10 protein-coding genes are annotated in these 12,396 nt (G+C 63.1%); 4 read left to right on the forward strand and 6 right to left on the reverse strand.

All coding sequences use genetic code 11. The features are described from left to right. Positions 1-16 precede the first annotated feature (16 nt). Positions 17-484, forward strand: coding sequence for a YidB family protein (locus JI749_RS12010; RefSeq protein ID WP_233280741.1), 468 nt, complete (start codon positions 17-19; stop codon positions 482-484). Positions 485-551: 67 nt separating this feature from the next. Here the strand turns inward: JI749_RS12010 and lon are convergent, their stop codons facing one another. Further along, positions 552-2,993, reverse strand: coding sequence for an endopeptidase La (gene lon, locus JI749_RS12015; protein ID WP_201654052.1), 2,442 nt, complete (start codon positions 2,991-2,993; stop codon positions 552-554). 295 nt (positions 2,994-3,288) lie between these two features. On the opposite strand from lon, the gene rocF reads away from it, so the two are divergent. Further along, positions 3,289-4,254, forward strand: a complete 966-nt coding sequence (gene rocF / locus JI749_RS12020; protein WP_201654055.1) for an arginase — start codon at positions 3,289-3,291, stop codon at positions 4,252-4,254. Here rocF and JI749_RS12025 read toward each other — a convergent pair whose 3' ends face one another. Then, complete coding sequence (locus tag JI749_RS12025) at positions 4,255-5,367, reverse strand: citrate/2-methylcitrate synthase (protein ID WP_201654058.1); 1,113 nt, start codon at positions 5,365-5,367, stop codon at positions 4,255-4,257. Positions 5,368-5,445: 78 nt separating this feature from the next. Between JI749_RS12025 and JI749_RS12030 the strand changes: the two genes are divergently transcribed. Next, the gene (locus tag JI749_RS12030) at positions 5,446-6,531 is read left to right on the forward strand and encodes a citrate synthase/methylcitrate synthase (protein WP_201654061.1); all 1,086 of its coding nucleotides are present in this window, start codon (positions 5,446-5,448) and stop codon (positions 6,529-6,531) included. Positions 6,532-6,737: 206 nt separating this feature from the next. Here the strand turns inward: JI749_RS12030 and clpX are convergent, their stop codons facing one another. The 3 genes from clpX to JI749_RS12045 form a co-directional block, all read right to left on the reverse strand. Next, the gene (gene clpX, locus JI749_RS12035) at positions 6,738-8,015 is read right to left on the reverse strand and encodes an ATP-dependent Clp protease ATP-binding subunit ClpX (RefSeq protein ID WP_201654064.1); all 1,278 of its coding nucleotides are present in this window, start codon (positions 8,013-8,015) and stop codon (positions 6,738-6,740) included. Positions 8,016-8,188: 173 nt separating this feature from the next. After that, complete coding sequence (locus JI749_RS12040; RefSeq protein WP_201654067.1) at positions 8,189-8,818, reverse strand: ATP-dependent Clp protease proteolytic subunit; 630 nt, start codon at positions 8,816-8,818, stop codon at positions 8,189-8,191. A gap of 237 nt (positions 8,819-9,055) precedes the next feature. Next, positions 9,056-9,286: a hypothetical protein gene (locus JI749_RS12045; RefSeq protein ID WP_201654070.1), complete on the reverse strand. Its 231-nt coding sequence runs from the start codon at positions 9,284-9,286 to the stop codon at positions 9,056-9,058. Positions 9,287-9,414: 128 nt separating this feature from the next. Between JI749_RS12045 and JI749_RS12050 the strand changes: the two genes are divergently transcribed. Continuing rightward, positions 9,415-10,671 carry a cytochrome P450 gene (locus tag JI749_RS12050; protein ID WP_201654073.1) on the forward strand — a complete coding sequence of 419 codons (1,257 nt, stop codon included), beginning with the start codon at positions 9,415-9,417 and terminating at the stop codon, positions 10,669-10,671. 152 nt (positions 10,672-10,823) lie between these two features. Here the strand turns inward: JI749_RS12050 and JI749_RS12055 are convergent, their stop codons facing one another. Further along, positions 10,824-12,296 (reverse strand): NAD(P)H-hydrate epimerase, encoded by a 1,473-nt coding sequence (locus JI749_RS12055; protein WP_201654076.1) that lies wholly within the window; start codon positions 12,294-12,296, stop codon positions 10,824-10,826. Positions 12,297-12,396: the final 100 nt, after the last annotated feature.

Raw genomic sequence — 12,396 nt, forward strand, 5'->3', positions numbered from 1 at the left:
AAAAGGAATGCCGTCAATGGTGGCACTGCTCGGCCTTCTGGCCGTCGCCGGCTACCAAAATCGCCACAAGCTGGGTGACCTGCTCAACGGGACGGGCGGCCAGCCCGCCGATCCGACGTATCCAGGTCGTTCGACCGGCGGCTTGGGCGACCTACTCAACGGCCTGGGCGGTGCACTTGGCGGCGCATCGGCCGGCAGCGTGCTGAGCGGAGGCTTGGGTGACCTCGTCGATCGCTTCCGCCAGTCCGGACGTGGGCCGCAGGCCGATAGCTGGATCAATGCCGGCGAGGACAATGTTCCCGTAGGTGTATCCGATCTTGAGGAAGCCTTGGGCGAAGACACCATCGCCGAGCTGACCCAGAAGACCGGCCTGTCCAGGGCAGAACTGCTCGAGCGCCTGTCGAAGACCCTGCCGGACGCCGTCAACAGGATGACGCCGGACGGGCGCATCCCCACCGAGGCGGAAGCCGCCAGGTTCATGTAGCGGCAAACCCTCGCGTAAACAAAACGGCGGCCCTTGGGCCGCCGTTTCAGTTTTGGTGGCAGGCTGCCTAGTGCGGCAGGCCAGCGGTGGCGTCGTCGGTCGGGCCGGTATCGACCGTTGTCGAAACGGCTGGCGTAGTCACCTCGTCAAAATTCCACTCGATCGGCTCAGGCTTGCGCACCAGCGCGCGCTCAATGACCTGGTCCATGCGGCTGACAGGCACGACTTCCATGCCGTCCTTGACGATGTCGGGGATCTCGGCCAGATCGCGCACATTCTCCTCGGGGATCAGTACGGTCTTGATGCCACCGCGGAGGGCTGCCAGGAGCTTCTCCTTAAGGCCGCCGATGGGCAGCACCCTGCCCCGCAGCGTGATCTCACCGGTCATGGCCACGTCGTTGCGCACCGGGATGCCCGTCATGACTGACACGATGGCGGTTGCCAGCCCGATGCCGGCCGACGGACCGTCCTTGGGGGTCGCGCCTTCAGGCAGGTGGACGTGGATATCGCGCGTGTCGAACATCGGCGGTTTGATGCCGAAATCGATCGAGCGCGAACGGACATAAGCCGTTGCCGCAGTCAGCGATTCCTTCATCACTTCCTTGATGTTGCCGGTAACGGTCATCCGACCCTTGCCCGGCGTCATCACGCCTTCGATGGTGAGCAGTTCGCCACCGACAGACGTCCAGGCGAGACCCGTCACCAGGCCAACCTGCGCCTCGGCTTCGATCACGCCATGCTTGTAGATATCGGCGCCCAGATAGTCGGTGAGCTTGGCCTCGTCGATGACGATCTTCTTGACCTTGGTCTTGACGATCTCGGTCACGGCCTTGCGCATCAGCTTGCCGATTTCGCGCTTGAGATTTCGCACACCCGCCTCGCGGGTGTAGCGCTGGATCAGGGCGGTCAGCATCTCGTCGGAAAGCTCGAACTCACCATGGGCGAGACCGTTTTCCTTGAGCGTTTCCGGGATCAGGTGCTGCTTGGCGATCGCGTGCTTCTCCTGCTCGGTGTAGCCGGACAGGCGAATGATCTCCATGCGGTCCATCAGCGGGCCGGGAATGTTGAGCGTGTTGGACGTGGTGACGAACATCACGTCGGACAGGTCGTAGTCCACCTCGAGATAGTGGTCGGCAAAGGTGTGGTTCTGCTCAGGATCCAGCACCTCAAGCAGTGCCGAAGACGGATCGCCGCGGAAGTCCTGTCCCATCTTGTCGATTTCGTCGAGCAGGAAGAGCGGGTTGGACTTGCCGACCTTCTTGAGCGACTGGATGACCTTGCCGGGCATGGAGCCGATATAGGTCCGGCGGTGGCCGCGGATTTCGGCTTCATCCCGGACGCCACCGAGGGCCATGCGCACGAATTCGCGGCCGGTGGCCTTGGCGATCGACTTGCCCAGCGAGGTCTTGCCGACGCCCGGAGGGCCGACGAGGCAGAGGATCGGCCCCTTGAGGGTACCGGTGCGGCCCTGCACCGCCAGATATTCCAGGATGCGTTCCTTGACCTTCTCCAGGCCATAGTGATCCTCGTCCAGCACCTTTTCGGCAAGGACCAGGTCACGCTTGACCTTGCTCTTCTTGCCCCAGGGCAGGCCGAGCAGCGTATCGAGATAATTGCGCACCACGGTGGCTTCGGCCGACATCGGGCTCATGGACTTGAGCTTCTTGAGCTCCGCCTCGGCCTTCTGCTTGGCTTCCTTGCTGAGCTTGGTCTTGGCGATGCGCTCTTCGAGTTCGGCGATCTCATTGGAGCCTTCCTCGCCGTCGCCGAGCTCCTTCTGGATCGCCTTCATCTGCTCGTTGAGATAGTACTCGCGCTGGGTCTTCTCCATCTGCCGCTTGACGCGGGAGCGGATGCGCTTTTCCACCTGCAAGACGCCGATTTCGCCTTCCATCAAGCCCAGGATCTTCTGGAAGCGCTCCGCGACCGAAACGGTCGAGAGGAGGTCTTCCTTCTCGTTGATCTTGATGACCAAGTGGCTGGCAATGGTGTCGGCGAGCTTGGAATGGTTCTCGATCTGCCCGACGGCGGCGACAACCTCGGCCGAAATCTTCTTGTTGAGCTTCACATAGCTCTCGAACTCGGTTTGGGCCGAGCGAGCCAGAGCTTCGATCTCGGTCGCGTCCTCGGCCGGTTCGGGCAGCACGGAGGCTTCGGCCTCGAAATATTCGTCGGTCTGCAGGTAGCGATCGATGGTTGCGCGGCTCAGGCCTTCGACCAGCACCTTGACGGTGCCATCGGGAAGCTTGAGGAGCTGCAGCACGGTGGCAATAGTGCCCGTGGCATAGATCTGGTCGGGTGCCGGATCGTCGTCCTGGGCATTCTTCTGGGTCACGACCAGAATATGCTTGTCGTCGCGCATGACTTCTTCAAGCGCCTTGACGGATTTCTCGCGGCCGACGAACAGCGGCACGATCATGCCGGGGAAAACGACGATATCACGCAGGGGGAGAACTGGGTAAACCCGGTCCCGGCTTGCATCGCCAGTGGCGGGGGTGACGTCCGTCATCTCGTATCCTTTCCGGGGCGCGCGGGAGGAAGGAGATTGGTGCGCGCCCGTAGTAGACAGCTCCAAGCCTAGAGGTTGGGCTGATTCCGGTTAATAAATAGGTTCGCCTATGAGCGCCGCAAGTCAACCTTTGCCGAAATATGACGGTTAATCTGTGACCGCACAGGAGATATGTGCAGCGGGCCGGGAACAGTTTTGTGCTTTGGTTCCGGAGTGGATGTGGGGTTGCCGAGACCGTGGCTTGCCCTAGGGTCACATATGGTGATCATGACCCCAACCCAGCGAGGACCACACCATGAGCAAATCCCGTCGCATCGACCTTGTCGGCATCGCCACGGCCGCCGGTGCGTCAGTGCGGGGTTGCGGGATGGGACCTGAGGCGCTGCGCGTTGCAGGGCTGGCCGAGGCGCTGCTGGAGCTTGAGCACGAGGTGGTCGACCATGGCGACCTGCGCCGCCCCCACCCGCTTCTCGACGCCACCCCTGCCAGCCAGCGTCTACCCGATGAGCGGCGGCGCGACGTGCTGGACCTTGCTTCTCGCGTCAGTGACCAGGGGCTCGCCATTTTGGACGCGGGGCATTTCCCGGTATTCCTCGGCGGCGATCATTCCATTGCCATGGGCACCGTCTCTGCCGTGGCTCGACACTGCACGGCACAAGGCAAGCCGGTTTTCGTGCTGTGGATCGATGCCCATGCCGATTTCAATACGCCGGACACCTCGCCAACCGGCAATCTGCACGGCATGCCCCTCGCTTTGCTCTGCGGTGAACCTGGTTTCAGCGACGAATTTCAGGGAGCCTGGCTCGGTCGAATAGACCCACGCCAGGTTTCGATCATCGGCGCGCGGTCTGTCGATCGCGAGGAACGCAAGCTGCTGAGTGCCCGCGGGGTTGAGGTGCTCGACATGCGCAAGATCGATGAATCGGGTGTCGTCAGCCTCATGCGCACCCTGCTGGCACGCGTGAAGGCCGTGGGTGGCCACCTGCACGTCAGTCTTGACCTGGACGCCATGGACCCGTCCATTGCACCCGGAGGGGGCACGCTCGTGCCCGGCGGGCTCAGTTATCGGGAAGCCCATCTGATCATGGAAATGCTTCATGATAGCGGCCTTGTCGGATCGCTCGACGTGGTTGAGCTCAACCCGTTCCTTGATCATGGCGGCACCAGCGCAACGCTGCTGGTCGACCTCGTGGCCAGCCTTTTTGGTCGCACGATCATGGGCGAGGCAGCCGGCCCGGTCGAGTTCGTGACCGAGGACTAGCTAGACACCCACATATCGCGCGCGCGGGCGAATCTGTTCGCCCGAGGCGACCTGCTCCATCATGTGCGCCAGCCATCCGACGGTGCGCCCCAGGGCGAAGATCGTGATGCCGGCATCGGCCGGCAGGTCGAACCGCGCGATCATGGCGGCCAGCGCAAAATCGATATTCGGTTCGTCGCCGGTAAGGCGACTGGCTGCGCGCAGGTAATCCGCAAACGCAGGCGGCGGTTCGAAGCTTGCGAGCAGGGCCCGGCAGCGCACATCTCCCTCGGGATAGAGCCTATGTCCCATACCCGGAAGCGCCCGGCCCTCCCCCAGCCAGTCGCGTAGCGCCGTCTCGACGAAATCCTGGTGCCCAACATCGTCAACCAGTGCGCCAACAGCGGGTGAAGCCAGCCCATGCAGCGGTCCACGCAGGGTGGCCAGGGCGGCAAGCGTACCCGACCAGAGCGAGGCCCCCGTCGACACCGTCACCCTGGCAGAAAAGGTCGAACTGTTGAGTTCGTGGTCGGCCAGCAACACCAGCGCCCGGCGTATGACGTCAGCCGCCTCCGGCCGTTCCCATTGAGTTGCCAGCCGATCATGTAACGGATCGCTGACGCGTTCGCCTGCCAGCGCAGCGGCCATTGTCCCCATGATCTCGTTGGCGTCTCGCACGAGAGCAAAGCGCGCGCGGGGAGCGGCGGGAGCATTCGCCGCCCGCGCAGCCAGGGCCGAGAATGCGGCGGGTAGACCATGCCCGCGGACTGGGACCCTGGGCAAACTGACCGCAGACTGCCACAGCAACGTCGCCACCGACTCCAGCGTGCCCGTTTCCGCCAGATCCCTGGCATCTATGCCGCGATACAGCAGAATGCCGTCCCGCACGGTCGACAACGCCGTGGGCAACACAGGTTCGCCCCATCGCATGGCCTCGCTGGCCACGGTTTCCTGCTTTCGCCGTCCGGTGGCCCGCTGCGCCAGCCTTCGCACGTCGTCACCCCGATAGAGGCTTCGGCGGCTGTCCGACGGATCAGGCCGCGCCTTGATGCGACCGCGGCTGACATTGGCATAGAGCGTCTGCGGCTGCGTGCCCAGCAGCGTCAGCGCCTCGGTCGCGGTCAGCCAGTCCATGACGTTGATCCAATGGGTCAAGATTGACGTCAATATTAGCACGCCTACCCTGCCCGGCAACATCAGCAGGAGTAGATGATGAAAAGTGGTCTCGAAGACGTTGTCGCCGCCGAAACCGTGCTGTCGGACGTTGATGGCAAGAACGGAAGGCTGATCGTTCGTGGAGTGTCGCTCGACGAGTTGGTCAGAACGAGCCGGTATGAGGACGTCCTGGCGCTCCTTTTCGACGGTTTCTTTCCGTTGGAAGGGTCGCTTCAGGCCGCGTTAGGCCGGGCCCGGGTGGAAGTTTCTGGCCATGTTGCACGCGCCGACGTCGAACTGGTCGCCCTGCCACCCGTAGACGGCATGAGGGCCCTGCTCGCCCGGCTTGGGGACGGTAATGACGTCGAATCGGCCCTGCGCCTGGTCGCGGCTCCGGCCATGTTCACCACGGCTCTGTTGCGGCGCAAGGCGGGGCTCGAGACAGTGGCACCCGACCCTGCGCTGGGCCATGCCGCTGACACACTGCGCATGCTGACCGGCGATATGCCAAGCGAACAGCAGGCATCGGCGCTCGACCGTTACCTCGTCACAGTGAGCGACCATGGCCTCAATGCTTCGACCTTTGCGTCGCGGGTTATTGCTTCGACCCAGGCTGGCCTGACGTCTTCCGTGCTGGCGGCGCTCAGCGCCCTCAAGGGCCCCCTGCATGGTGGAGCGCCGGGACCAGTCCTCGACATGCTCGATGCCGTCGGATCACCGGCCAATGCCGAAGGCTGGATCGCCTCCGAACTGGCCCGCGGCGAGCGGCTCATGGGCTTCGGCCACCGCGTCTATCGTGTCCGCGATCCGCGTGCCGATGCGCTCAAGGGCGCCGTCCGGTTGCTGGCGGCGTCAGGCGCCATTGACGCCGGCCGGCTGGCGCTGGCGGAAGCCGTGGAGACCTCTGCCCTGGCGCAGCTGCGGCTCAAGAAACCCGATCGACCCCTCGAAACCAACGTGGAGTTCTACACCGCCCTGCTGCTCGAATCGCTGGGCTTTCCGCGTGAAGCGTTCACCTGCGTGTTCGCGATGGGACGTGTCGGCGGATGGATTGCCCACGCACGCGAACAGGCGGTGGATGGGAGGCTCATCCGACCGATGTCGGTCTATGTGGGGCCGGTGCCGCAGGTGGCGGCCGAGTAGTCCGGGAGGTCGAGCTATCCTCCATCGTCACCCTCGGGCTTGACCCGAGGGGGCTACACTTGTCGCGCTTCGTAAGTGCAGAGCCCTCGGGTCAAGCCCGAGGGTGACGGCTGGTGATTGTGGTCATTCCGCGGGCCACACCGACACCAAAAAACAAAAGCGCCGGGCTCATCGCCCGGCGCTTTTTCATTCATCGTCCGAAAGCCTTACGCCGTTGCCGGCGCATCGTCCTTCTTGCGCTCGGAGTAGATGTAGAGCGGACGGACGTCCTTGCCCTTCACCACTTCCTCGCTGATCACGACTTCCTCGACGCCTTCGAGCGAGGGGAGGTCATACATCGTGTCGAGCAGGATGGCTTCCATGATCGAGCGGAGGCCACGGGCGCCGGTCTTGCGTTCGATGGCCTTTTCGGCAATCGCTTTGAGGGCATCCTCGTGGAAGGTCAACTCGACCTCTTCCATCTGGAACAGGCGCTGGTACTGACGCACCAGGGCATTCTTGGGCTGCGTCAAGATTTCGATGAGCGCCGCGATATCGAGGTCTTCAAGCGTCGCCAAAACCGGCAGGCGGCCGATGAATTCCGGGATCAGGCCGAAGCGCACCAGGTCTTCGGGAGCGACATCGGCAAGGATCTGGCCGACGCGACGGTCGTTGGGATCCTTGACGGTGGCCGAGAAGCCGATGCCCGAGCCTTCGCCACGCGCGGAGATGATCTTTTCCAGCCCGGCGAAGGCGCCGCCGCAGATGAACAGGATGTTCGTCGTGTCCACCTGCAGGAATTCCTGCTGCGGATGCTTGCGGCCGCCCTGCGGCGGAACCGAAGCCACGGTGCCTTCCATGATCTTGAGCAGAGCCTGCTGCACGCCCTCGCCCGAAACGTCGCGGGTGATGGACGGGTTGTCGGACTTGCGGGAAATCTTGTCGACTTCGTCGATATAGACGATGCCACGCTGGGCCTTCTCGACGTTGTAGTCCGCGGCCTGCAGCAACTTCAGGATGATGTTTTCCACGTCCTCGCCGACATAGCCGGCTTCGGTCAGCGTGGTGGCATCGGCCATGGTGAAAGGCACGTCGAGGATACGGGCCAGCGTCTGGGCCAGCAGGGTCTTGCCCGAACCGGTGGGACCGATCAGCAGGATGTTGGACTTGGAAAGCTCAACGTCCTGGTTCTTGGTCGCATGGTGCAGGCGCTTGTAGTGGTTGTGGACGGCCACGGACAGCACGCGCTTGGCGCGGAACTGACCGATGACGTAGTCGTCGAGCACCTTGCAGATATCGGCAGGTGTCGGCACGCCATCGGAGGACTTGACCATGGAGGTCTTGTTCTCTTCGCGGATGATGTCCATGCACAGCTCGACGCATTCATCGCAGATGAACACAGTCGGACCGGCGATCAGCTTGCGAACCTCATGCTGGGATTTCCCGCAGAACGAGCAGTAAAGCGTGTTCTTTGAGGTTTCGCCGTTTGTTGTCTCTTTGGACATCCTGTCACTCCCGGGGGCAGAGCGCCCCCAAAACCAGCGTCATCGGAAAACCGTAACGCCGAAGGCATAAACAAAGTCTAAGCCGAAACGATCCTAAAGACCGTTCCGGCTCCGTGCAATCGCGTGTGGATCACAGTCCACGGCGCATCGGATATGTGATTAACGCGGGCCAATCAGCTCGCGGCGTCCGGCACGATGCGCTTCTCGTGGATCGAGTCGATGAGGCCAAAGGTCTTGGCTTCCTCCGGCGACAGGAAGTTGTCGCGCTCGAGTGCGCGCTCGATTTCCTCGTAGGTGCGGCCGGTGTGCTTCTCATAAATCTGATTAAGACGGCGCTTCAAGCCCTCGACTTCCTTGGCATGAATCAGGATATCAGTGACCTGACCCTGGTAACCGCCGGAAGGCTGGTGGACCATGATGCGCGAATTCGGCAGCGAGTGGCGCATGCCGGCTTCGCCTGCGGCGAGCAAGAGCGAACCCATCGAGGCAGCCTGGCCCATCACCATGGTGGCAACGGCCGGGCGGATGAACTGCATGGTGTCGTAGATGGAAAGACCTGCCGTCACGACGCCGCCGGGCGAGTTGATATAGAGCGCGATTTCCTTTTTCGGGTTTTCCGATTCGAGGAACAGCAGCTGTGCCACGATGAGCGAGGCCATGTTGTCCTCGACCACGCCGGTCACGAAAATGATGCGTTCGCGCAGCAGGCGCGAGTAGATGTCGAAGGCACGCTCGCCGCGGTTGGATTGCTCCACCACCATCGGAACGAGCGTGTTCATGTAGATATCGTGCGGATCCCGCATGTGATGCCCCTTTTGCCGTGCCGGGTCGCGGACCGGGCTGGCAGGTTTTCCAGATGAAACACGATCCCTTCCCGAACATGGGACTAGCGGGGCCAGGGATCATGCCTGATATCGAATCGGCGCGACGGCCGATTGCAGACTACGCCGCCTTAAGAGCGGGTAAAGGCACAGATAGGCGGCAATGCGGCGGGCTTCAATAGGGCTTGGAGCCGATGTGACGGAAGGGTGAATGCCGGCTTAGGCCGAGAAGGCAACCGTCACGCCCTTCTTCTTGAAATAGGATTGCATGATCTTGCGACCCTGGCGATTGGATTGAGCCAGTTTACCCGGCTCGAACACGGCCTCCTTGGCGCCTTCGCGGGCCATCGCGGCCTTGAGGGCTGCGATATGGGCGTCCAGGTCCTCGTTGTTGTTCTTGATCGAGGCGTAGATGTTGTCGATGGCCTGGGCCAGGGTCAGGTCGCTCATAACGGGCTCCGCGAAATCTCTTGCCCCTGCACTAGCGATTTTTTCGGCGGGAGCAAGGCATCTCGGTCGTTTGCTTCGGCGTGGCGACCTCGTAAGGTCGCCAGGACCTCCTCAAGATTTGCAATTCCATGGCCGCCATCCTCCAGCTCAAGCCGATCACCGACGTCCCCGCCGACCGCCGCGCCAGCGCCGAGCCGCGCGATCCGGTGTTCTACCAGAACCCCTATGCCTTTTATGACCGGCTGCATGCCGACAATCCCACCTTCTTCTGGGAGCAGTATGGGCATTGGTGCTTTGCCGGCTTCAAGGATGTCAGCGCCCTGCTCCGCGACAAGCGCTTCGGCCGCGAAATCCTGCATGTGGCCACCCGCGAAGAGCTGGGCATGCCCGAGCCAAAGGCGCATACCGCAGCGTTCGACCTGACCGAAAAGCACTCCCTGCTCAACCTCGAACCACCGGCCCATACTCGGCTGCGTACGCTGGTCAACCGGGCCTTCGTGTCGCGGCACGTCGAGCAGTTGCGGCCGCGTATCATCAAACTGGCCAATGAGATGATCGACCGGTTCGAGGGCGAGGACAGCGTCGACCTCATCAGGGCCTTCGCCGCCCCAATCCCTGCCATCATCATCGCCGAAATGATCGGCCTACCGGCGGAGAGTGCACCACAGCTGCTGGCCTGGTCCAACCGCATGGTGGCCATGTATATGTTCGGCGTCAGCGACGAGACCGAACTGGACGCCAACCAGGCGTCGCAGGACTTCATGGACTTTGTCGGCGATGCCATCAAGGAGCGCCGCACGCAGCCACGCGAAGACCTTCTCAGCCACATGCTGACCTCGGACCGGGATGGCGATGTGCTCAGCGACGAGGAGGTCATGTCCACCGCCATCCTGCTACTCAACGCCGGGCATGAGGCGACGGTGCACACGACTGGAAACGGGGTCAAATCGATCCTCGAAAGCGGTATAGATCCGGTTACGCTTTTTGCCACGCCAGAACAGACCGAAGCGACCGCTGAAGAGTGTCTGCGCTTCGATGCTCCGCTGCATCTGTTCACCCGCTACGCGCTCAGCGACCTCGAATACGAGGGCATTCACCTGCGAAAGGGTGACGTCGTCGGGCTGATGCTCGGCGCGGCCAATCGGGACCCCAAGCGCTTCGCCCATGCCAACACCTTCGACCCGTTCCGCACGGACGGGGCCAATGTCAGCTTCGGTGCGGGCATCCATTTCTGCATCGGCGCACCGTTGGCGCGCATCGAACTACAGGTGGCATTCAGCGAACTATTCAGCCGGCTCCCGAAGTTACGGCTTGCCGAGGAGCCGCGATACAACAATGTGTACCACTTCCATGGGCTGGAGAAGCTGGTGGTGAAGTGGCGGTAGGCCTGGATAGCCTGGCGCCCTGCCAACCACCGGCGTCGCCCTCGGGCTTGACCCGAGGGCCCTTCACTTGATGCGGGTTCGGTAAGTGCAGTGCCCTCGGGTCAAGCCCGAGGGTGACGATCGAGTTGGTGGAGGCACAGGCCCGTGCCTGGCTACAGACTCCCCAACACCCCCGGGACCAACAGGGGCAGGTCCTCGCTTATCAGGCCGGGGCTGCCGAAGCGGTTGGCCGCTTCAGCGTGGATCCATACCGCGGCGCAGGCGGCTTCCCAGCCGGCCATGCCCTGCCCCATCAGGCCTGCCACCATGCCCGCCAGCACATCGCCGGCCCCTGCAGTTCCCAACCAGGCCGGGGCGTTGGCGTTGATGGCAGCGCGTCCATCCGGGCTCGCAATGACCGTATCGCTGCCCTTGAGGATGATTATGGCACCCGAATGGGCCGCCGCGGCCAGTGCCTTCTCGAGCTTGCCGCCGGGTACATCCCCAAAGAGCCGCTGGAACTCACCCTCATGGGGCGTCATAACCACCGGCCGGTCAGTTGCCTTGATGGCGGCAAACAGTGCTTCGTCATCCCCGGCAAAACTGGTCAGCGCATCGGCGTCGAGCACCGTCGCGGCGCCCGAGCCGAGCACGGCCAGCACCTTTGCCCGCGTGTCCTCGCCAACCCCCACCGCCGGGCCAATGACCACAGCGTTCATACGCTTGTCGGCCAGCAGCTCGGAGAGTGCTGCAGCGTCCCCGGCGGACTTGAGCATGATGGCGGTGACATGGGCGGCGTGGACCATGAGCGCAGTTTCCGAACCAGCCAGCGATACTACCCCCGCCCCGACGCGGAACGCAGCCATGGCAGCAAGGCGCGCCGCGCCGGTTTGCAGCGGGCCGCCGGATACGACAACGACATGGCCGCGATGGAACTTGTTACCCTCATTGTCGGCTTCGGGAATGGACCAGAGGCTAGGCGTATTCTGCCAGGCCGTCGCCGCGATTGGGGCCAGCACCGTTTCGGGAATGCCGATTTCGGCCAGAACCACCTCGCCGCAGTGGTTGCGGCCCGGTTGCAGGAGATGGCCCGGCTTGAGGCGGAAAAAGGTGACGGTCATGTCGGCGATGATGGCGGCACCCCGCGCGGCGCCCGTAGCCCCGTCAATGCCGCTGGGGATGTCGATGCTGACCACCGGGCGGGTGCTGGCATTTACGGCGTCGATGATATCGGCGAACTCGCCCTCGACGTCGCGGTCGAGCCCAGCGCCCAATAGCGCATCGACGATGAGATCGGCGCCTTCGATATCGCCGGCAGCGGGTGCCTCGGCTCGGCCCGTCCATTGCTGGGCCATGGCCGCCGCATCGCCCTTGAGCGCCTCCCGCTCGCCGATGAGACGAAGCTGCACCGGCCAGCCCTTTTGCTTGAGCAGCCGTGCGACGACAAAGCCATCGCCACCATTGTTGCCGGGCCCGCAGAGCACCAGCACCGAGCGCTGATAGTAGCGCTCCATGATCGCGTCGGCGACAGCCTTGCCCGCCGCCTCCATCAGCTTGAGCGATTTAACGCCGGCCTGCACGGCGAGACGATCAGCCTCGCTCATCTGGCGCGGAGTGAGCAGGATATCTGATGGAGCTGATGTCATTGGTGGGTCCAGTTGGCCGAGGGCGCAGGTTGTAACGCGGATTGACCACAACGGCGATCTCAGCCCCGTACCAGTGTCACACACAAACAAAAAGCCGCCC

It is taken from the genome of Devosia oryziradicis, from assembly GCF_016698645.1.
Classification (GTDB): Bacteria; Pseudomonadota; Alphaproteobacteria; order Rhizobiales; family Devosiaceae; genus Devosia; species Devosia oryziradicis.

Excerpts from the sequence above, each read along its gene's own strand:
- JI749_RS12010 (WP_233280741.1), top strand. The coding sequence starts at position 17 with ATGGTGGCACTGCTCGGCCTTCTGGCCGTCGCCGGCTACCAAAATCGC.
- lon (WP_201654052.1), bottom strand. The coding sequence starts at position 2,993 with ATGACGGACGTCACCCCCGCCACTGGCGATGCAAGCCGGGACCGGGTT.
- rocF (WP_201654055.1), top strand. The coding sequence starts at position 3,289 with ATGAGCAAATCCCGTCGCATCGACCTTGTCGGCATCGCCACGGCCGCC.
- JI749_RS12025 (WP_201654058.1), bottom strand. The coding sequence starts at position 5,367 with ATGGACTGGCTGACCGCGACCGAGGCGCTGACGCTGCTGGGCACGCAG.
- JI749_RS12030 (WP_201654061.1), top strand. The coding sequence starts at position 5,446 with ATGAAAAGTGGTCTCGAAGACGTTGTCGCCGCCGAAACCGTGCTGTCG.
- clpX (WP_201654064.1), bottom strand. The coding sequence starts at position 8,015 with ATGTCCAAAGAGACAACAAACGGCGAAACCTCAAAGAACACGCTTTAC.
- JI749_RS12040 (WP_201654067.1), bottom strand. The coding sequence starts at position 8,818 with ATGCGGGATCCGCACGATATCTACATGAACACGCTCGTTCCGATGGTG.
- JI749_RS12045 (WP_201654070.1), bottom strand. The coding sequence starts at position 9,286 with ATGAGCGACCTGACCCTGGCCCAGGCCATCGACAACATCTACGCCTCG.
- JI749_RS12050 (WP_201654073.1), top strand. The coding sequence starts at position 9,415 with ATGGCCGCCATCCTCCAGCTCAAGCCGATCACCGACGTCCCCGCCGAC.
- JI749_RS12055 (WP_201654076.1), bottom strand. The coding sequence starts at position 12,296 with ATGACATCAGCTCCATCAGATATCCTGCTCACTCCGCGCCAGATGAGC.